The sequence below is a fragment of the Meridianimarinicoccus zhengii genome (genome assembly GCF_003254465.1).
GTDB classification, from domain to species: Bacteria; Pseudomonadota; Alphaproteobacteria; order Rhodobacterales; family Rhodobacteraceae; genus Meridianimarinicoccus; species Meridianimarinicoccus zhengii.
Genome location: NZ_QDFI01000018.1, coordinates 22,456 through 42,424, shown reverse-complemented (window position 1 = coordinate 42,424; position 19,969 = coordinate 22,456). Strand labels below are relative to the sequence as shown.

At 67.1% G+C, this 19,969-nt stretch carries 20 protein-coding genes; 15 read left to right on the top strand and 5 right to left on the bottom strand.

Features of this window, described 5'->3' with window-relative positions; translation table 11 throughout:
• The first annotated feature begins 40 nt into the window (after positions 1-40).
• The 3 genes from cobU (at position 41) to DDE13_RS08065 (ending at position 2,730) form a co-directional block, all read left to right on the top strand.
• Positions 41-577, top strand: coding sequence for a bifunctional adenosylcobinamide kinase/adenosylcobinamide-phosphate guanylyltransferase (gene cobU, locus DDE13_RS08075; protein WP_111403247.1), 537 nt, complete (start codon positions 41-43; stop codon positions 575-577).
• Positions 574-1,146, top strand: coding sequence for a histidine phosphatase family protein (locus DDE13_RS08070; RefSeq protein WP_111403295.1), 573 nt, complete (start codon positions 574-576; stop codon positions 1,144-1,146). Before cobU ends, DDE13_RS08070 begins: the two co-directional genes overlap by 4 nt.
• 75 nt (positions 1,147-1,221) lie before the next feature.
• Entirely contained in the window at positions 1,222-2,730 is a 1,509-nt protein-coding gene (locus DDE13_RS08065; RefSeq protein ID WP_111403245.1) for a YifB family Mg chelatase-like AAA ATPase, read from the top strand.
• Between the two features lie 12 nt (positions 2,731-2,742).
• Here DDE13_RS08065 and gshB read toward each other — a convergent pair whose 3' ends face one another.
• The 3 genes from gshB to rsmI form a co-directional block, all read right to left on the bottom strand.
• On the bottom strand, positions 2,743-3,690 hold the full coding sequence (gene gshB, locus DDE13_RS08060; RefSeq protein WP_111403243.1) for a glutathione synthase: 948 nt from the start codon (positions 3,688-3,690) through the stop codon (positions 2,743-2,745).
• A 73-nt stretch (positions 3,691-3,763) separates the two neighbouring features.
• The gene (locus tag DDE13_RS08055) at positions 3,764-4,102 is read right to left on the bottom strand and encodes a YraN family protein (protein WP_235868637.1); all 339 of its coding nucleotides are present in this window, start codon (positions 4,100-4,102) and stop codon (positions 3,764-3,766) included.
• Positions 4,103-4,145: 43 nt separating this feature from the next.
• Positions 4,146-5,024: a 16S rRNA (cytidine(1402)-2'-O)-methyltransferase gene (rsmI, locus tag DDE13_RS08050; protein ID WP_111403239.1), complete on the bottom strand. Its 879-nt coding sequence runs from the start codon at positions 5,022-5,024 to the stop codon at positions 4,146-4,148.
• A gap of 125 nt (positions 5,025-5,149) precedes the next feature.
• Here rsmI and DDE13_RS08045 point away from each other — a divergent pair, with 125 nt between their 5' ends.
• From DDE13_RS08045 to murJ, 3 genes are read left to right on the top strand one after another with little or no spacing between them, the layout of a single operon-like run.
• The gene (locus DDE13_RS08045; protein WP_111403237.1) at positions 5,150-6,304 is read left to right on the top strand and encodes a penicillin-binding protein activator; all 1,155 of its coding nucleotides are present in this window, start codon (positions 5,150-5,152) and stop codon (positions 6,302-6,304) included.
• Positions 6,305-6,329: 25 nt separating this feature from the next.
• A complete protein-coding gene (locus DDE13_RS08040; protein WP_394340291.1) occupies positions 6,330-9,134 on the top strand; it encodes a [protein-PII] uridylyltransferase in 2,805 nt (934 codons plus the stop codon).
• On the top strand, positions 9,131-10,690 hold the full coding sequence (murJ, locus tag DDE13_RS08035) for a murein biosynthesis integral membrane protein MurJ (RefSeq protein WP_111403235.1): 1,560 nt from the start codon (positions 9,131-9,133) through the stop codon (positions 10,688-10,690). Before DDE13_RS08040 ends, murJ begins: the two co-directional genes overlap by 4 nt.
• 13 nt (positions 10,691-10,703) lie before the next feature.
• Here the strand turns inward: murJ and DDE13_RS23185 are convergent, their stop codons facing one another.
• Together DDE13_RS23185 and DDE13_RS08030 are read right to left on the bottom strand one after the other, a co-directional pair.
• Positions 10,704-10,841 carry a hypothetical protein gene (locus DDE13_RS23185; protein WP_222626056.1) on the bottom strand — a complete coding sequence of 46 codons (138 nt, stop codon included), beginning with the start codon at positions 10,839-10,841 and terminating at the stop codon, positions 10,704-10,706.
• A gap of 207 nt (positions 10,842-11,048) precedes the next feature.
• Positions 11,049-11,756 carry a rhomboid family intramembrane serine protease gene (locus DDE13_RS08030; protein WP_111403233.1) on the bottom strand — a complete coding sequence of 236 codons (708 nt, stop codon included), beginning with the start codon at positions 11,754-11,756 and terminating at the stop codon, positions 11,049-11,051.
• An 81-nt stretch (positions 11,757-11,837) separates the two neighbouring features.
• On the opposite strand from DDE13_RS08030, the gene trpS reads away from it, so the two are divergent.
• The 9 genes from trpS to DDE13_RS07985 all read left to right on the top strand — a co-directional run bounded on the left by trpS (position 11,838) and on the right by DDE13_RS07985 (position 19,928).
• Positions 11,838-12,884, top strand: a complete 1,047-nt coding sequence (gene trpS / locus DDE13_RS08025; protein WP_111403231.1) for a tryptophan--tRNA ligase — start codon at positions 11,838-11,840, stop codon at positions 12,882-12,884.
• Positions 12,885-12,939: 55 nt separating this feature from the next.
• On the top strand, positions 12,940-13,395 hold the full coding sequence (locus DDE13_RS08020) for a universal stress protein (protein WP_111403229.1): 456 nt from the start codon (positions 12,940-12,942) through the stop codon (positions 13,393-13,395).
• Positions 13,396-13,489: 94 nt separating this feature from the next.
• Positions 13,490-14,050 (top strand): NifU family protein, encoded by a 561-nt coding sequence (locus DDE13_RS08015; protein ID WP_111403227.1) that lies wholly within the window; start codon positions 13,490-13,492, stop codon positions 14,048-14,050.
• Between the two features lie 12 nt (positions 14,051-14,062).
• A complete protein-coding gene (gene tsaB / locus DDE13_RS08010) occupies positions 14,063-14,716 on the top strand; it encodes a tRNA (adenosine(37)-N6)-threonylcarbamoyltransferase complex dimerization subunit type 1 TsaB (protein ID WP_111403225.1) in 654 nt (217 codons plus the stop codon).
• Positions 14,713-15,189, top strand: coding sequence for a ribosomal protein S18-alanine N-acetyltransferase (rimI, locus tag DDE13_RS08005; RefSeq protein WP_235868636.1), 477 nt, complete (start codon positions 14,713-14,715; stop codon positions 15,187-15,189). Before tsaB ends, rimI begins: the two co-directional genes overlap by 4 nt.
• A gap of 105 nt (positions 15,190-15,294) precedes the next feature.
• The gene (locus tag DDE13_RS08000) at positions 15,295-16,290 is read left to right on the top strand and encodes a BMP family lipoprotein (RefSeq protein ID WP_111403221.1); all 996 of its coding nucleotides are present in this window, start codon (positions 15,295-15,297) and stop codon (positions 16,288-16,290) included.
• A gap of 4 nt (positions 16,291-16,294) precedes the next feature.
• The gene (locus tag DDE13_RS07995; RefSeq protein ID WP_111403219.1) at positions 16,295-17,875 is read left to right on the top strand and encodes an ABC transporter ATP-binding protein; all 1,581 of its coding nucleotides are present in this window, start codon (positions 16,295-16,297) and stop codon (positions 17,873-17,875) included.
• The gene (locus tag DDE13_RS07990; protein ID WP_111403217.1) at positions 17,872-18,963 is read left to right on the top strand and encodes an ABC transporter permease; all 1,092 of its coding nucleotides are present in this window, start codon (positions 17,872-17,874) and stop codon (positions 18,961-18,963) included. The genes DDE13_RS07995 and DDE13_RS07990 overlap by 4 nt, the downstream gene beginning before the upstream one ends.
• Complete coding sequence (locus DDE13_RS07985; RefSeq protein ID WP_111403215.1) at positions 18,960-19,928, top strand: ABC transporter permease; 969 nt, start codon at positions 18,960-18,962, stop codon at positions 19,926-19,928. Before DDE13_RS07990 ends, DDE13_RS07985 begins: the two co-directional genes overlap by 4 nt.
• Positions 19,929-19,969: the final 41 nt, after the last annotated feature.

Here is a 19,969-nt window from a genome sequence, read left to right as displayed (position 1 = left end):
GATGTGGGAGTTACGCACACGGGATAAAAGCGGATCAAAGATGGGACATAAAATTTCGCTTCCGCCCCTGACGCTGGTCACGGGCGGGGCCGCATCGGGCAAGTCGAAGCTGGCAGAGGCGCATGTGCTGGGCAGCGGGCTGGCGCCGGTCTACATCGCCACCGCGCAAGCTTGGGATGACGAGATGCGCGCGAAGATCGCCCGCCACCGCGCCCGGCGGTCCGGCTGGCGCGACATCGAAGCCCCCATCGACCTGCCCGCCGCGCTGGCCACTCTGCGTGCGGGTGAGGCGGCACTGGTCGATTGCCTGACCCTGTGGCTCACGAATGTCATGCTGGCCGAGGCCGATCTTGACGCTGAAGAGGCCCGGCTTGTCGCCGCGCTTGCGGGCTGCGCTGCCCCCGTCGTGTGCGTGACGAACGAGGTGGGGCAAGGGATCGTGCCGGACAGCGCACTCGGTCGGCGCTTCCGCGAAGCGCAAGGGCGCCTGAACCAGCGCATCGCGGCGCAGGCCGACAGAGTGGTCGCGGTGATGTCAGGCCTGCCGCTGGTGCTGAAAGGGATGGCATGGGCGTGACGCGTCTTTGGTGGGTACGGCACGGGCCGACCCATGCACGCACCATGATCGGCTGGACGGACCGGCCCGCCGACCTTTCGGACCGGGCGGCGTTGGCACGGCTGTCGGTGTTCCTGCCAGCGGATGCGCCGGTGATCTCGTCCGACCTGTCGCGGGCGGTGGCAACCGCGGATGCGGTACAGCATGCGCGCCCCCGCCTGCCCCACGACCCCGACCTGCGTGAGCTGCATTTCGGCGCGTGGGAAGACCGCAGCTTCGCCGAGATCGACACCGAGACGCCGGACCTGATCCGCGCGTTCTGGGAAACCCCCGGCGCCGTGCGCGCCCCCGGCGGCGAGGGCTGGCACGACCTGTCCGCACGGGTGACGCGCGCCGCCGACCGTCTGGTCGGGCGCGCGCCGGACGTGATCGTCGTCGCGCATTTCGGCGCGATCCTGACGCAGATCGAACGCGCCACCGGCCAGACCACGACCGAAGTCTTCGCGCAGGGCATCGACAACCTGTCGGTCACGCGTTTGGACTGCGATGGTGGAAACTGGCGGGTCGGACCGGTCAATCACAAGCCCTGACCATCCGCGTTAACGGTTCTGAAACCACCCGCCCCTCAGGTAAGGTTTGAGTAACCTTGGCGGGACGGGGCAGGCATGATCGCGCGGGCCTTCACAGTGGCGTTCGAAGGGCTGGAAGCCCGCATGGTCGAGGTGCAATGCGCCGTCACACCCGGCCTGCCCGCGTTTTCCATCGTGGGCCTGCCGGACAAGGCGGTGTCGGAGGCCCGCGACCGGGTGCGCACGGCGCTTGGGGCCATGTCCATCGCGCTGCCCAGCAAGCGGATCACGATCAACCTTTCGCCCGCCGATCTGCCCAAGGAAGGCGCGCATTTCGACCTTCCCATCGCCATGGCGCTGATGGCCGCGCTCCAGATCCTGCCCGCGGAGGATATCGCCGATACCGTGGCGCTGGGGGAAATGTCGCTTGACGGTACGCTGCACCCGGTGATCGGCGCGCTGCCCGCCGCCCTCGCGGCGGCCGAGGCGAACCGCGCGCTGGTCTGTCCCACCGCCTGCGGGCGGGAAGCCGCCTGGGTCGGGGCCGCGCGCGTGCTGGCCGCCGGGTCGCTGGCCGAGGTCGTGCGCCATTTCACGGGACAGGCCCCGATCCCCGAGGCGACGCCGGGCGAGATCCACACCGACCCCGCCGCCACCGACCTGCGCGACGTAAAGGGGCAGGAGCGGGCCAAGCGCGCGCTGGAAATCGCGGCCGCCGGGCGGCACCACATGCTGATGACCGGGCCGCCGGGGTCTGGCAAATCCATGCTGGCCGCGCGTTTGCCCGGCCTGCTGCCGCCGCTGTCGGCGGCGGAGGCGCTGGAGACGTCGATGGTCCATTCGCTGGCCGGACTGCTCGACGAAGGCGGCATTTCGCGGGTCAGACCGTTCCGCCGCCCCCATCACACGGCCTCGGTCGCCTCCATCGTGGGCGGCGGCAAGGGCGCAAAGCCGGGGGAAATCAGCCTCGCCCACAATGGCGTGCTGTTTCTCGACGAGTTGCCCGAGTTTCCCCGCGGCGTGCTGGAAACCCTGCGCCAGCCGATCGAGACCGGCGATGTCGTGGTATCGCGCGCCAACGCCCATTGCCGTTATCCCGCGCGGTTCCTTCTCGTGGCGGCAGCGAACCCGTGCCGCTGCGGCTACCTGACCGATCCGAACCAGGCCTGCGTGCGCGCGCCGAAATGCGGGGCGGACTACATGGGGCGCGTGTCGGGACCGCTGATGGACCGGTTCGACCTGCGCATCGAGGTGCCGCCGGTGGCATTCCAGGACCTGGACCTGCCGCCGTCGGGCGACGACAGCGCCACTGTCGCGGCACGTGTCGCCGCCGCACGGGCGATACAGGCGGATCGTTTTGCGGGCCATGACGGTCTGCGCGTGAACGCCGACGCCGAGGGCGAGCTTCTGGAAAGGATCGCCGCGCCCGATGCGGACGGGCGCGACCTGCTGACGCGCGCGGCGGACCGGTTCAGCCTGACCGCGCGCGGATATCACCGGGTCCTGCGCGTTGCGCGCACCATCGCCGATCTGGACGGGTCCGACGGCGTGGGACGCACCCATGTGGCCGAGGCGCTTGGCTACCGCCTGGCCGGCTCGGGATGACTGCGCGGCCGCTCAGGCGTCGCGGGCAGCACAGCGTGCCTCGATGGCGTCCCACAGCCCGGCGGTGTAGTTGCGTCCGTCGAAACGCTCCATCTCCTGCAGGCCGGTGGGCGAGGTCACGTTGATCTCGGTCAGCCGGTCGCCGATCACGTCGATGCCGACGAAGACCTGCCCGTGATCGCGCAGCGTGGGGCCGATGGCGGCGCAGATGTCCATGTCCCGCTCCGTCAGAACCGCCTTTTCCGCGCGCCCGCCCACATGCATGTTCGACCGCGTCTCGCCGTTCTGTGGCACCCGGTTGATTGCGCCGATGGGCACGCCGTCCACAAGGATGATCCGCTTGTCCCCTTTGGTGATCGCGGGCAGGTATTCTTGCGCAATCAGGGGTTCGCGGTTGATCGCGGTGAAGGTTTCGAACAAGGCGTTGAGGTTCCGGTCATCGGGCCCGAGCCGGAAAACACCCGCCCCGCCATTGCCATAGAGCGGCTTGACGATGATGTCGCCGTGACGCGCCTTGAAGGCCTTCAGCGCAGCGAGATCCCGGGCAATCATCGTTGCCGGGATAAGGTCGGGAAACTTCAGCACCAGAAGCTTCTCGGGGAAATTGCGCACCCAGAACGGGTCGTTCACCACCAGCGGGCGCGGATGCACGAGATCGAGCAGATGGGTCGTGGTGATGTAGCCCATGTCGAAGGGCGGATCCTGGCGCAGCCAGACCACGTCGAACGCCTTCAGCGGCCGCGTTTCGACGGGCCCAAGCGTCACGTGATTGCCCTTTTCGCGCCGCAGCGTCATCGGCTGGCCGGACGCCCAGACTTCTCCGTCATCGAACCACATGTGATCTGGCAGATAGAAAAACAGGTCGTGGCCACGCGCCTGCGCCTCTTCCGCGATGCGGAATGTGCTGTCCGCGTCGATATTCACCTGTTCGATCGCATCCATCTGGAATGCCACACGCATCGTTCTGATCCTCGCCACGTCGTTCGGCCCCTGCATGGCGAAAACGGACCGCCAGTGCAACGCCGGGCGTGGGTCAGGCGAAGGCGTTCTCCAGAACCTGGACACGTCCGACGCGATCGACCAGCGCCACGTCGAACCGGCACTCCGCCGCAACCGATCCCGCGTGCCGTCCCAGATACTCCTCCGCGGCCTGCGACAGGCGCGCGATCTGGCGCGGCCCGATGCGCGCGGAAGCTGCCGCAAAATCAGCAGCCTTCTTCACCTCGACAAAGACCGTGGCCCCCGCGTGTTCGAAGATCAGGTCGATTTCACCGCCTGTTCCGCGCCAGCGGCAGACCAGCAACTGCGCCCCCCGGTCCTGGTAGTGACGGGACACGATGGCCTCCGCCGACCGGCCGGCGAAATCTGCCATGCGCCCGCGGTTCCTGCGCGGATTCGCGGGCGGTTCCTTCATCTCAGTCGCTCTTATCGCCCGAACCCGCGGATCCGCGCGCCAGCGCCATGGCATAGACGTCCTTGCGCGGGATCCCGAAGACTTCGGCAATCTCGGAGGCTGCATCGCGCAGGCTTCCGCGGGACAGGGCATCGGTGAGCGCAAGATCGACATCGCGCGGGTCCGCCGCCTGCGTCGTGGGTGGACCGACTGCGATCACGCATTCTCCCTTCAGGTCGCGGCCCGCAAGCTGGTCGCGCAATGCGGCGAGGGGCGCGCGAATGACTTCTTCGAAGCGCTTCGTCATTTCGCGGCACAGCACCGCCTGCCTGTCTTCCCCCAACGCGTCGCATAATTCCCCTAACGTATCCTGAACGCGCTTGGGGGCTTCGTACATGACGAGCGTTGCAGGCAGGCTCGCAAAGGCATTCAGGACCCGCGTGCGCGGCCCCCGCTTCGGCGGCAGGAAACCGAGAAACGCGAATCGATCGGTCGGCAAACCGGCGAGGGTCAGCGCGGCCAGCACGGCTGACGGCCCCGGGGCCGTGCTGATCCTGCCGCCGGTTTCCGCGAGCGCCCGAACCAGTTCGAAGCCGGGGTCCGACACGAGCGGCGTTCCCGCCTCGGACGCATAGGCGACACTGCGCCCGGCATGGACCTCGGCCACGATCCTGTCGCGCACCTTGTCTCCGGTGTGATCGTGATAGCTCCAGACCGGGCGCTGGCCGAGCGGGACGCCATGCAACGTCAGGAGTTTCTTCAGACTTCTCGTGTCCTCTGCGACCAGGATGTCGGCGGAGGCGAGGATGTCGAGCGCGCGAAGGGTGATGTCGCGGGCGGCCCCGATCGGTGTCGCCACGACGTGCAGCCCGGCGGGCAATGCGACCGCTTGATGATTCACGGTTGGCCCCGCTTGAACAGATGCGTAGGGTTTGGGTAAGCGAAAGGGGTGCGGTCCGCAAGCGACCGTGCCCTCGGCAACGAATGGATAGCGGGCGCGTCCCGTGCGGAAGGGAGCGGAACGGCATGGGTGGCACGCGCAGGAGAATCCTTCGGCTGATCGGTGCGCTGGCCTGCGTGATCGGGGTGGCGGCCTGCGATCCGGCAGGATTCGGCGTTGCCGGACCCAGCACGGGCGGGCGCGTTCCCGTGGCCGTTCTGGTGCCCGCAGGCGCGAGCGATCCGAACGTGGCGGCGCTAGGCCAGAACCTTGCGAATGCGGCGAAACTCGCGGCGGCCGACCTCGAAGGGGTGGAGATCGATCTGCGCATCTACGACACCGCTGGGCAGGCGGATCGCGCCGGGCAACTTGCGCAGCAGGCCATCGACGAAGGCGCCAGCGTCATCATCGGGCCGCTGTTTGCGGATGGTGCGAACGCCGCGGGTCTCGTGGCGGCGCGTGCCGGTATCCCGGTGCTGAGCTTCTCGAACAACACCGCCGTGGCCGGCGGCAACGTCTTCGTCCTGGGGCCGACCTTCGACAATACCGCCAACCGGTTGCTCGACTTCGCGCGACGGCAGGGCAAATCCAGCGTGCTCGTCGTGCATGGCGAGACCGAGGCGGAACGCGCCGGGCGCGACGCCATCGTGCGCGCAGCACAGGTCCATGGCCTCACCGTCAGCGCGGTCACCGGGTTCGCCATGTCGCAGGAAGGCGTCGTCGCCGCCGTTCCGGGGATCGTGCAGCAGGCCGAATCCAGCGGCGCAGACCTGCTGTTCCTGACCTCCAACACCGATACGGCCCTGCCCATCATCACGCAGTTGCTGCCCGAGAACGGGCTTCCACCGGGCGAAATCCAGTATGCGGGCCTGACCCGCTGGGACGTGCCTGCATCTGCGCTGTCGCTGCCCGGCGTGCAGGGCGGCTGGTTTGCGCTGCCGGATTCCGGGGCGTTCACGCGCTTCGCTTCGCGTTACAGCGAAACCTATGGGGCGGCACCCCAGGCCGTCGCCGGTCTGGGCTACGATGCCGTGGCCGCCGTTGGCGCGCTCGCCGGGGCCGGCCGCCGGATCACAGCGGAAACTCTGGTGCAGTCGCGCGGGTTCGCGGGCGCCAGCGGTGCATTCCGCCTGCTGCAGGACGGTGGCAACCAGCGCGCCCTGTCCATCGCCACGATCGAGAACCAGATCGTGCGGATCATCGAGCAGGCGCCTGCAAGCTTTGGCGGCGCGGGTCTGTGACCTCCCGCCGCAAGGAGACCCATGCGTGACGGACACGGAGACCCGGGAAAGACCCGGGAACGCGGCGCGGCCCGGCGTCGCCCCGCATGACCTGATCCGCCCCGCGACGGACATCATCGATCTCGATGCAGCCTTCGCGGAGTTGGACGCGGTCGCCGCGCAGAACGCCGACCCGATGGCGTTGCGCAAGGCGACGGTCGGGCTGTTGCAGACCTGGCGCGGCAACGGGATGACGACCATCGCACGCGCCATTTGCGAGCGTCCGTTCGATGCGCGTGCCGCGGTACGCAGCTACACATGGCTCACCGACGCGATCGTGCGGTGCTGCCTGCATGTCGCCACCCGGCACCTCCATCCCAGCCGTTCCGCGGATACTGCGGGTTCCCTCGCCGTGCTGGCCGTCGGCGGCTATGGCCGCGCCGAGATGTCGCCGGCTTCCGATGTGGACCTGCTGTTCCTGACGCCCTGGAAGACCACGCCATGGGCCGAGAGTGTCATCGAATCGATGCTCTACATGCTGTGGGACCTGCGGCTGAAGGTCGGCCATGCCAGCCGCACCGTCGCCGACTGCCTGCGGCTGGGGCGGGAAGACTACACGATCCGCACCGCGCTGCTGGAGAACCGCTTTCTCGACGGCAACCCCGCGCTGGCCGCGGAACTTAAGGATCGACTGCGCAGCGACCTGTTCCGCAACACCGCCGCCGATTTCATCGAGGCAAAGCTGGCCGAGCGCGCCAGCCGCCACAAGAAGCAGGGCGGCCAGCGCTACGTCGTCGAACCCAATGTCAAGGAGGGCAAGGGCGGCCTGCGCGATCTACAGACACTGTTCTGGATCGCCAAGTACGTGCACGCCGTGGACGATCCGCAGGATCTCGTGGCGCTCGGCGTCTTTTCGGCCGAGGAGTACAGGTATTTCGACCGAGCGCAGAATTTCCTCTGGGCGGTGCGCAACCAGTTGCACTTGGTGACCGGGCGCGCGATGGATCAATTGACCTTCGACCTTCAGGTCGAGGTGGCCGAGCGGCTGGGATACACAGATCGCGCGGGTCGGCGGGCGGTCGAACATTTCATGCAGGATTTCTTTCGGCATGCCACGCGCGTGGGCGACCTGACGCGCGTGTTCCTGACTGTGATGGAAGCCAATCACATCAAGCGGATGCCAACGCTGCGCGGGCTTTTCACCCGCCGCCGCAAGGTTCGGACCGGTTTCAAGGTCGTGCAAAACCGCCTGTCGGTCGAAAACGAGACCGTCTTCCTGTCCGACAAGCTGAACCTGCTGCGCCTTTTCGACGAGGCGTTGCGCACCGGCTATCCGCTGCACCCGGATGCCACGCGCATGGTCGTCGCCAACCTGCACCTGATCGACGACACGATGCGCCGCGATGCGGAAGCGAACCGCCTGTTCCTCGGGCTGCTGCTGAAGCGCGGCGCACCGTCCCGCGCCCTGCACCGCATGAAGGAAACCGGTGTTCTGGGCGCCTTCCTGCCGGAATTCCAGCCCATCGTGGCGATGATGCAGTTCAACATGTATCACAGTTACACGGTGGACGAGCATACCATCGTGTGCATCAGCGTTCTCGAACGGATCGAGGCAGGCGAACTGGCGGAGGAACTGCCGCTCAGCACGCGCATCATGTCCGAAGGCGTGAACCGCCGGGTGCTCTATCTCGCGCTCTTGCTGCATGACATCGGCAAGGGCCGCCCCGAGGATCATTCGGTCCTGGGCGCGCGCATCGCCCGAAGGGTGGCGCCGCGGCTGGGGCTGAAACCCCAGGAATGCGCCACCGTGGAATGGCTGGTGCGCTATCACCTGCTGATGTCGGACATGGCCCAGAAGCGCGACATCGCCGATCCGCGCACGGTGCGGGACTTCGCCAAGGCCGTGAAGACCCAGAAGCGGCTCGACCTGCTGCTGGTGCTGACATGCTGCGACATCATGGGCGTCGGCCCGAATGTCTGGAACAACTGGAAGGCGATGCTGCTGCGCAATCTCTATCGCCAGACCAGCGATGCGCTTGCCAACGGGCTGGAGGACGTCAACCGCGAAGCCCGTGAAAGCGAGGCGAAGCGCGCGCTGCGCGATGCGCTCGGAGACATGGACAAGACCAAGCTGCGCACCGAACTCGGGCGCCACTACGGTCCATACTGGCAGGGCCTGCAGACGGAAACCCACGTTGTCTTCGCCCGCCTTCTCGACGGGCTGGGCGACGACGAGATCAGGGTGGACCTGAAGGAAGACACCGGTCGCGACGCCACGCGCGTCTGTTTCGTGATGGCGGATCACCCCGGCATCTTCGCGCGGCTGGCCGGGTCGCTGGCACTTGTCGGCGCGAACGTGGTGGATGCGCGCACCTATACCTCCAAGGACGGCTATGCCACCGCCGTGTTCTGGGTGCAGGACGGCGACGGATCGCCCTATGATGCCGACCGGATGAACCGGCTGCGCGCGATGATCCGCAAGACCCTGCATGGCGAAGTCGTGACCGGCGACGCCATGGTCCAGCGCGACAAGATCAAGAAGCGCGAGCGCGCCTTCCGCCACCCGACCACGATCTCGTTCGACAACGAAGGCTCGGACATCTACACCATCGTGGAAGTGGACACCCGTGACCGTCCCGGCCTGCTCTATGACCTGGCGCGGACACTGGCGGCAAGCAACATCTACATCTCGTCGGCCCAGATCGCGACCTACGGCGCGCAGGCCGTGGACACCTTCTATGTCAAGGACATGTTCGGGCTGAAGATCATGGGCAAGACGAAGCTCGATGCACTCGAACGCAAGTTGAAGGACGCCATTGAACGGGGTGCCACCAAGGCCGCCACGGAATGAAGCCCATCCGCCTGCTGTCCGGGCTGCTGACCGTAGGCGGCTGGACCATGGCCAGCCGTGTGCTCGGCTTCGTGCGCGATGCCATGATCGTGGCGCTTCTGGGCACCGGCCCCGCCTATTCGGCTTTCATCGTGGCCTTTTCACTGCCCAACATGTTCCGGCGCCTTTTTGCCGAGGGCGCGTTCAACATGGCCTTCGTGCCGCTGTTCGCGAAGCGACTGGAGACCGGCGACCGCCCGGCGGATTTCGCGCAGGAGGCCTTCGCGGCCTTGTCGGGGGTGTTGATCGCGCTGACGCTGCTGGCACAACTGGCGATGCCGTTCCTCGTGCTGGCGATGGCGAGTGGCTTTCGCGGCGGGCCCGAATTCGACCTTGCAGTGGATTTCGGGCGCATCGCCTTTCCCTATATCCTGTTCATCGCGCTCGCGGCGATGCTGTCGGGTGTGTTGAACGCGACGGGCCGCTTCGCCGTCGCGGCTGCGGCGCCCGTGTTGCTCAACATCATCTTCATCGGGTTCATGGCCGCGGCCGCGGCGCTTGGCTGGAACGTGGGCCGCGCGCTGATCTGGGCGGTGCCCGTCGCGGGAATGGCGCAGTTTGCGCTGCTTTGGCACGCGGCGCGGCAGGCGGGATTCGCCATGCGCCCCGCCTGGCCACGCCTGACCCCGGAAATCCGCGCACTCGCCGTGATCGCGGCACCGGCGGCGCTTGCCTCGGGCGTGGTGCAAATCAACCTGCTGGTGGGGCGGCAGGTGGCCAGCTATTTTGACCGGGCCATCGACTGGATGTATACCGCCGACCGGCTCTACCAGTTGCCGCTGGGGGTGGTCGGCGTCGCCGTGGGGATCGTGCTGCTGCCGGACCTGTCGCGCAGGCTGGCGGCGGGCGACGATGCGGGCGGACAGGCCGCGCTCAGCCGCGCGGGGGAAATCGCTCTGGCCCTGACCCTTCCGGCGGCGGTGGCGCTGATGGTGATACCCGGCCCGCTCGTGTCGGTACTGTTCGAACGGGGCCGCTTCACGCCCGAGGACACGGCGGCCACCGCGCTTGCCTGTGCGATCTATGGCGCGGGCCTGCCCGCCTTCGTGCTGCAAAAGGTGCTTCAGCCGCTCTATTTCGCGCGTTCGGACACGCGAAGCCCGTTCCGCTTCGCGTTATGGGCGATGGCCGTGAACGCCGCGTGCGCCATCGGTCTGGCGCCTGTGCTGGGCTGGCCTGCCGCCGCGCTGGCGACGACGCTGGCCGCGTGGGCGATGGTGCTGTTCCTGTGGCGCGGGGCGCGCGGAATGGGCGATGTCGCACGCTTCGACGCACGTTTCGTCCGGCGCATCCCCCGGATCGCGGCGGCGGCGGGACTCATGGGTGTCATGCTGTGGGGCGGGGCGAACGTGCTCGACACCGCGTTGCACATGCCCGGCCTTCGCTACGCCGCGCTCGCGCTGCTGGTGGGCGCGGGCGGCGCGGCCTATTTTGCCGCCGCCCATGTGTTGCGGGGTCTGCCGCTGTCGGACCTGAAGGCCGCTTTCCGGCGGTCGGGGAACCGCACCGCCGGGTGATCCTGCACGGCGCCTAGCGCTTCTTCTTCCCGGCCGCGGATGCGGTCGTGATCTTGCTGACCAGCCCCTCGGGTACGGCAGAGGGTTTGGCCTTGATCTGCTTCGGCTTCTTGACTTCGCGGTTGCCGCGCTGCTTGTCGCCCTTGCTCATGGAATTGCCTTTCAGACAGGGACCGGCGCAGCGAATGCCGCCCGGTGAACGTGGGATGAGATGGCGGGTGCGGACGGGCGGAACGCGCCCGGTCGATCCGGTCCGGTCACGACACCCGACATGGAATCAGGTATGATCCCCAAGCCCGTTGCGTGCGCGAACGTAACAGCGTTGCGCCCGATTCCGGTTTCGCGCAAGCGGTTTCGTTCAGCGCCGCGCGATCATCGCTCGCAGCCGTCGCCAACCGCCCGGCACCAGCAGGAAACACAGCCCGAACCCCACGCCGAACCCCGCCAGGTCAGCCAGCCAGTCGTTGCGCGACCCGAACAGCAGCCCGAACAGCAACTGGATACCAAGCAGCAGGCCGATCAACCGGAACGCCATCACCTGGCTTTCCTGCAATAGCCGCGCCTGCACCCACATCAGGAAGGTATAGCCGCCGATCAGCCCGTAGACGCCGGGATAGCCCCCCACCAGCGGGAAAGGATCGCTCAGGAGCAGCCCATAGACCAGCGCCCCCCCGATGGACGCGCCGAAGAAGATCACGAGAACCGCCATGTTCCCTAACGCCTCGCCCACCATCTTGCCCATGGCGAGCACGAAGACGCACACGAACAGCGCATGCGTGAAGCTGAGATGCAGCAACGGATAGGTCACGAAGCGGGCCAGCATGTCCGGCGGGAACCGGCCATTCGCCAGCATCCATTGCAGCGCCTCGCCGAAGAAGGCGTAATCGCGGATGGCCGCGCTGCGGATCCCGACGCCGCCGGCCCCGCCGATGATGCCGCGGTCCGCAAGGTTGAACAGCGCCTCCACCCCGATGATGACGGCGGCCAGCGCGATCACTGCGGCGGGCAGCGGGTTCACCGGCCCCTGCACGGGCGGGAGTTGTCGGCTGGGCTGTGGCTGCGGCATCCCGCGTCTCCCGTGATTGACGGCATCTGATGCCCCGGATAAGCGAACCGGGCACGAAGTTCCAGACGGAGACCAAGCCCCATGACGGATGCGGACACCCACACCGCCGCGGATGCCAATGCCGGTTTCACGCCGCGGGTGTTTTCCGGCATCCAGCCGACGAACCACCTGCAACTGGGCAACTACCTTGGTGCGGTCAAACGGTTCGTCGCCATGCAGGACAGCGGGATCGAAACGATCTACTGCATCGTGGACATGCATGCGATCACCGTCTGGCAGGACCCCGCCGACCTGACCCGCGCGACCCGCGAACTGGCCGCGGGATACATCGCCGCCGGGCTGGATCCCGCGCGGTCGATCTTGTTCAACCAGTCGCGCGTGCCCGAACATGCGCAACTGGCCTGGGTGTTCAACTGCGTCGCACGCATGGGCTGGCTGAGCCGCATGACCCAGTTCAAGGACAAGGCCGGCAAGAACCGCGAGGCCGCGTCGGTGGGGCTGTTCACCTATCCCAACCTGATGGCTGCCGATATCTTGGCCTATCACGCGACCAAGGTGCCCGTGGGCGAGGATCAGAAGCAGCATCTGGAGCTGACCCGCGACATCGCCATCAAGTTCAACAACGACTATGGCGTCGATTTCTTCCCCGTCACCGAGCCGGTGATCGAAGGTGCGGGCACCCGCGTCATGAGCCTGCGCGACGGCACGAAGAAGATGAGCAAATCCGACCCGTCGGACATGAGCCGCATCAACCTGACCGACGATGCCGACACGATCGCCAAGAAGCTGCGCAAGGCAAAGACCGACCCGGATCCCCTGCCCGACAATCTTGACGCGCTCGCGGAGCGGCCCGAGGCGCGCAACCTCGTGAACATCTACGCCGCTTTGGCCGACACCACGCCCGACGCCGTGATCCACGAGTTCGCGGGCCAGCCCTTTTCCGCCTTCAAGCCCGCGCTGGCCGATCTGGCGGTGGAAAAGCTGTCCCCCCTGTCGTCGGAAATGGCCCGGCTGATGCAGGATCCGGCGGAAATCGACCGCATCCTTGCCGACGGGGCGGACCGCGCCCGCGCCATCGCGGCACCGATCCTGCGCCGCACCTACGACATCGTCGGGATGGTGGGCTGACAGGCGGCTTGCCTTCCTGGCGTGCTTGCTGGCATCGTCAGAGGCGGAGGCCCTGATGCGCACATTCCTTGTCGTGCTCGATGACAGCCGCGAATGCCTGAACGCCATGCGCTTCGCCGCGATGCGCGCCGCGCGCACGGGCGGCGGCGTCGAAGTCCTGTCGGTGATCCCGCCGGAGGATTTCAACCACTGGATCGGCGTAGGCGACATCATGCGCGAAGAGGCCCGCGAACGGATCGAAGCCCATTTCGAGGTTTTCGCCAAGTGGATGCGTGACAAGCAGGGGGTCAACCCGACCCTTGCGATCCGCGAAGGCGACGTGTTTCGCGAGGTGCTCGCGCAGATCGACGAGAACCGCGATATCGGCGTGCTCGTGCTCGGTGCGGGCACCGACAAGAACGGCCCCGGCCCACTGGTCACGCAGATCGTCAAGGCGTCGGGCAGCCTGCGCATCCCCTTTACGGTCGTGCCGGGGGGCATGTCGCGCGACGATCTTGAGGCGGTGACCTGACGATCCCGACACGCATCGACCAGTTTGGAACCGTTCCAAACATTGACTCGAGCCGCGCAGATGCGCATATCGAGGGTCAACCAGAGGATACGCCATGTTCATCCAGACCGAGTCCACACCCAACCCCGCCACCCTGAAATTCCTGCCCGGCCAGACCGTTCTGGAAACCGGCACTGCCGATTTCCCGTCGGCGGACACGGTGGGCAACGCGCCGCTGGCACGCCGGATCTTCGCCGTTGGCGGGGTAACGGGGGTTTTCCTCGGCAGCGACTTCGTGACCGTGACAAAGGCCGACGACGTCGATTGGGACCATGTCAAACCCGCCATTCTCGGTGCGGTAATGGAGCATTTCCAGTCGGGCGAGGCAGCGATCGAGGGCGAGGGCCACAGCGCGGGCCATGCCGACCACGACGGACCGGATGCCGAGATCGTGGGTCAGATCAAGGAACTGCTCGACACCCGCGTGCGGCCCGCCGTGGCGCAGGACGGCGGCGACATCACCTTCCACGGCTTTGACCGCGGTGTGGTCTACCTGCACATGCAGGGAGCCTGCGCCGGCTGCCCGTCTTCGACCCTGACCCTGAAGATGGGGATCGAGAACCTGTTGCGCCATTACATCCCCGAAGTGGTCGAGGTCCGACCCGTCGCCGTGTGATCCGTGGCGAACATGCTGCCCGGCGTGGTTACGCTGGCTTTCGACACGTCCGGCCCTGCCTGCTGCGCCGCAATCCTGTCCGGTGAAACGATCATCGCGGACACGGTCGAACAGATGGCGCGCGGACAGGCTGAACGGCTGTTTCCGCTGCTGGACGAGCTTCTGAGCGCCGCCGGGCTGGCATGGGGCGACGTGGGCCGGATCGGCGTCGGCACCGGGCCGGGCAATTTCACCGGCATCCGCATTTCCGTCGCGGCCGCACGCGGGCTGGCCCTGTCGCTGGGCTGCCCGGCTATCGGAGTGAGCACGCTGGACGCGCTCGCCCACGGCCTGCCCCAGCCCTGTCTGACCGTCGTGCCGGCGCGGCGCGGTTCGATCTATCTGCAACGCCACAGGCAGGGCGAGGTTCACGCGCCCGAGACCCTGACGCTGGATGAACTGGCCGCAGCAGCCCTGCCGCCGGTACCCGTCTGCGGCGACGTAGCGAACGATGTGGCGGCGCGGATCGGGGGCACGGTCGTTCGTCCCGCCGCCCCGCACGCTGTGTCGATCGCGCGCATCGCCTGCGCACGCGCCGCCGACACCGCGGATCGGCCCCGCCCGCTCTATCTGCGTGCCGCCGACGCCGCGCCGGCCAGCGACCGCCCGCCCGCGATCCTGCCGTGACGCAGGACCGGACCGCCGCATGGATGGCGGACCTGCACCGCGCCGGGTTCGCGGTGCCGCCGCCCTGGTCCAAAGCGGCCTTCGCCGACCTGCTTGCGCGGCCCGACACGTTGCTGGAGGCCGCCGAGACGGGCTTCGCGCTGTTGCGCGTGACACTGGACGAGTCGGAACTGCTCACCATTACCACGGCGCCGGAAGCCCGCGGTCAGGGCGTCGCCACGGCCCTGCTGGCAAGACTGCTGGATCGCGCTGCCAGAGCCGGTGCCCGGTCGTGTTTCCTCGAAGTGGCGGCAGACAATGCGGCGGCCTGCCGTCTCTATGACCGCTTCGGATTTCGTCAGGTCGGCCTGCGTCCGCGATACTACCGCATGCCGGACGGAACCGCCTGCGATGCGCGCGTGATGGCCTGCGATCTGCCCATGCGCCGCACGACCGCGCAGCGTCGTGAACCCGCAGCTCCAGAAAGCTATTGACCCTGCCCGGCGGCTGCGAACTATTTGGCCAATGAAACAGGCCGCAAGGCCGCATTGCCGGGCCGGAGATCGATCCGGGCCGGGAACCAGCAGCAGGAGACATCCATGACACGCATCGCATCCTTTCTCGGCGCGACCGCCCTTGCCACGTTCGCCGCGGGTGCCGCGCTGGCAGAACCGGGCCTGATCATCGACCTGGGCGGCAAGTTCGACAAGTCGTTCAACGAAAGCGCGTTTACCGGTGCGCAGCGCTGGATGGAGGACACGGGCGGCAGTTATCGCGAATCCGAGTTGGCGTCCGAGGCGCAGCGCGAACAGTCAATGCGCCGGATGGCCGAAAGCGGTGCGAATCCGGTCGTGGTGCTGGGCTTCGCCAATGCCTCCACGCTGGAAAAGGTCGCGCCGGATTATCCGGATACCAACTTCACCATCGTGGACATGGTCGTGGATGCGCCGAACGTGCAGTCGGTCGTGTTCAAGGAACACGAAGGCAGCTATCTCGTGGGTGTGCTGGCCGCGATGGCATCCGAAACCGGCACCGTCAGCTTCGTGGGCGGGATGGATGTGCCGCTGATTTCCAAGTTCGCCTGCGGCTACGCGCAAGGCGTGAAGGCCGTGAAGCCGGATGCGAACGTGATCGTCAACATGACCGGCACCACGCCGACCGCGTGGAACGACCCGGTGCGCGGTGCGGAACTGACCCGGTCGCAGATCAGCCAGGGGTCCGACGTGGTTTATGCGGCAGCGGGCGGCACGGGGATCGGCGTGCTGCAAGCGGCGGCGGACGAAGGCATCCTGTCCATCGGCGTGGACAGCAACCAGAACCACCTGCACCCGGGGCAGGTCCTGACCTCGATGGTCAAGCGCGTGGACAACGCCGTGTATGAAGCGTTCGAGGCCGGCATGAACGGCACGTTCGAGCCGGGGATCAAGGTCATGGGGCTCGACAACAACGGGGTCGGCTGGGCGCAGGACGAATACAACGCGGACCTGATCACCGAGTCGATGAAAGCCACGGTGGAAGAAACCAAGGAACGCATCATCGCGGGCGATATCGTCGTGCACGATTACACCACCGACAGCAGCTGTCCGGCCTACTGACCGGATGACGGCAATCGACACAATCGCGGGGCGGCCCGGTGCGGCCGCCCCCGGCAAGGTGCCAGCGATCGAGCTGCGCGGCATTTCCAAGGCGTTCGGGCCGGTGCAGGCCAACAAGGACATCGCGATCCGGGTGGAGCGCGGTACGATCCACGGCATCATCGGCGAGAACGGCGCGGGCAAGTCGACGCTCATGTCGATCCTGTATGGGTTCTACAAGGCCGATGCGGGCGAGATCCTGATCGGTGGGCAGCGGACCGAGATCCCCGACAGCCAGGCCGCGATCCGCGCGGGCATCGGCATGGTGTTCCAGCATTTCAAGCTGGTGGAAAACTTCACCGTGCTGGAAAATGTCGTGCTCGGGGCCGAAGACGGCGCGATGCTGCGTCCTTCGCTTGCGAAGGCGCGCAAGCTTCTCGTGGACCTTGCGCGGGAATACGAATTGCAGGTCGACCCGGACGCCAAGATAGAAGATCTGGGCGTCGGGATGCAGCAGCGGGTGGAGATCCTCAAGGCGCTGTATCGGCAGGCCGATATCCTGATCCTCGACGAGCCCACAGGCGTGCTGACGCCGTCCGAGGCCGACCACCTGTTCCGGATCCTGCGCGGGCTGCGGGACGAGGGCAAGACCATCGTGCTGATCACCCATAAGCTGCGTGAAATCATGGACGTGACCGACAATGTCAGCGTCATGCGGCGGGGCGAAATGGTGGCGACCGTGCGCACCGCAGACACATCGCCCACGGACCTTGCCGAGCTGATGGTCGGGCGAAAGGTGCTCCTGCGGGTGGACAAGACCCCGGCACAGCCCGGCGCCGTGGTTCTCGACGTGCAAGGCCTGCGCGTGACCGACGGCAAGGGTGTGGAACGGCTGCGCGGGATCGATTTCCAGGTGCGCGCGGGCGAGATCCTCGGGATCGCGGGCGTGGCGGGCAACGGGCAGTCGGAACTGCTGGAGGTGCTGGGCGGTATCCGCGAGGCTTCCGGCGCTGTCACGCTGAACGGCCAGCCGCTGGACCTGACCGGACCGCGGGCCGACGGGCGCGCGCGCCGCGATGCGGGCATTGCCCATGTCCCCGAAGACCGGCACCGGCTGGGCCTGATCCTCGATTTCACCGCATGGGAAAATACAGGTTTCGGATACCAGGATCGGGCCGAGTATGGCACCGGCGCGCTGATCGACCAGCAAGCCATGCGCCGCGATGCGCAAGGCAAGATGCAGCGTTTCGATGTTCGGCCGGCCGATTGCTGGCTGCATGCCAAGAACTTTTCCGGCGGCAACCAACAGAAGATCGTGCTCGCCCGCGAGATCGAGTGCGATCCCGACCTGCTTCTGGTGGGCCAGCCCACGCGCGGCGTGGATATCGGCGCGATCGAATTCATCCACCAGCGCCTGATCGAGATGCGGGACGCGGGCAAAGCGATCCTGCTGGTGAGCGTCGAACTGGACGAGATCTTCGCCCTGTCCGACCGGATCGCGGTGATGTTCGACGGGCGCATCATGGGCGAACGCTTGCCCGAACAGACCGATGAGACAGAGTTGGGGCTGATGATGGCCGGGATGGCCGAAGGACGCCGGACATGAACGGAATTCCCCGCTGGGTCGATATCGCGCTGATCCCTCTGATCAACCTCGCGCTTGCGCTGCTGGTTTCCGCGCTGGTGATTGCACTGATCGGCGAGAACCCGGCCGACGCGATGGGCGTGATGATCCGGGGCGCTGTCGGGTCGGCCTATGGCTGGGGCTACACGCTTTACTATGCGACCAACTTCATCTTCACTGGGCTTGCCGTCGCCGTGGCGTTCCATGCGCGGATGTTCAATATCGGCGGCGAAGGCCAGGCGGCGCTGGGGGGCCTTGGCGTGGCGCTGGTGTGCCTTGCGATCCCGTGGCCGCACTGGACGCTGGCGCTGGTCGCAGCGTCCTTCGGTGCGGCGCTGTTCGGCGCGGCATGGGCGGCAGTCCCCGCCTGGCTTCAGGCGACGCGCGGAAGCCATATCGTCATCACCACGATCATGTTCAACTTCATCGCCTCGGCGCTGTTGGTCTATCTTCTGGTGAACGTGCTCAAGGTGCCGGGTTCCATGGCCCCCGAAACCGCCCGCTTTCCCGAAGGCGCGCGGCTGCCTTCGGCCTATGACTGGGGCGCATGGATGGGCTTCGGGCGGTCCGCGCCGCTGAACGTGGCATTCTTCCTCGCGCTCGGGTGCTGCGTCGCGGTCTGGGTGCTGATCTGGAAGACGCGGCTCGGATATGAAATCCGCGCTTTCGGGCAGTCGGAACCGGCGGCGAAATACGCCGGCATCCGCCCCGTGCGCACCATCATGATCGCCATGCTGATCTCGGGCGGGCTGGCGGGCCTGATGGCCGTCAACGCAGTGCAGGGGGAGGCCGAGCGGCTCATCATCGACAGCGTGCAGGGCGCGGGCTTCGTGGGCATCGCCGTGGCGCTGATGGGCCGGTCGCACCCGCTGGGCGTGCTGCTGGCGGCGATCCTGTTCGGGGCGCTCTACCAGGGCGGGGCAGAGCTTGAATTCGAGATCCCCGCGATTTCGCGCGAGATGATCGTGGTCATCCAGGCACTCGTCATCCTGTTTACAGGCGCGCTCGACAACATGGTGCGCGGCCCGGTCGAGGGGATGTTCCGCCGCCCGCGCAAAGGGGCCGCATGATGGACCTATCGACCCTGATCCAGCTTCTGGACAGCACGTTGCGGCTGGCCACGCCGCTGCTGTTCGCCTGCCTGGCGGGACTGTTTTCCGAACGCGCGGGCATCTTCGACATCGGACTTGAAGGCAAGATGCTCGCCGCGGCGTTCTTCGCCGCCGCCGCCGCCGCGATGACCGGTTCGGTCTGGCTGGGTCTGGTCGCGGGCATCGCATCCTCAGTGGCGCTGTCGCTGCTGCATGGCGCGGCGTCGATCACGTTCCGCGGCAACCAGCTGATATCCGGCGTGGCGATCAATTTCCTGGCTGCCGGGCTGACCGTGGTGATCGGCGAGGCGTGGTTCGAACTGGGCGGGCGCACCCCCGCGCTGGAGGGAGCGGCCCGATTTCAGGAGATCACGTTGCCGCTGGCCGGCACGCTGTCGGGCATTCCCGTTCTCGGGCCGCTCTATGCCGAGGTGCTGTCGGGCCATTCCATCCTGGTCTATGTCGGGCTGCTTGCGGTCCCGGCAACGTGGTTCGTGCTGTTCCGCACGCGGTTCGGCCTGCGGCTGCGCGCCGTGGGCGAGAACCCCGGTGCAGTGGACACGGCCGGTATCTCGGTCGTCCGGCTGCGCTATTCCGCCGTCATCATCTGCGGGCTTCTGTGCGGGCTTGCGGGCGCACATCTGGCCACCGGCCTGTCCGCGGGCTTCGTCAAGGACATGAGCGCGGGGCGCGGGTTCATCGCGCTTGCAGCTTTGATCTTTGCCAAGTGGCGGCCTTGGTATGCGCTGGGGGCGTGCCTGCTGTTCGGGCTGCTCGACGCGCTCGGCAACAGGTTCCAGAGCCTTGATCTGTTCGGCGCGACGGTGCCCACGCAATTCATGCAGGCCCTGCCCTATATCCTTACCGTCGTGATCCTCGCGGGTTTCGTCGGCAAGGCGACCCCGCCCCGCGCCGGCGGCACCCCCTACGTCAAGGAACGCTAGAGGTCCTCCGCGCCGGCCCAAGCGGGGCTTTGCATTGGCGC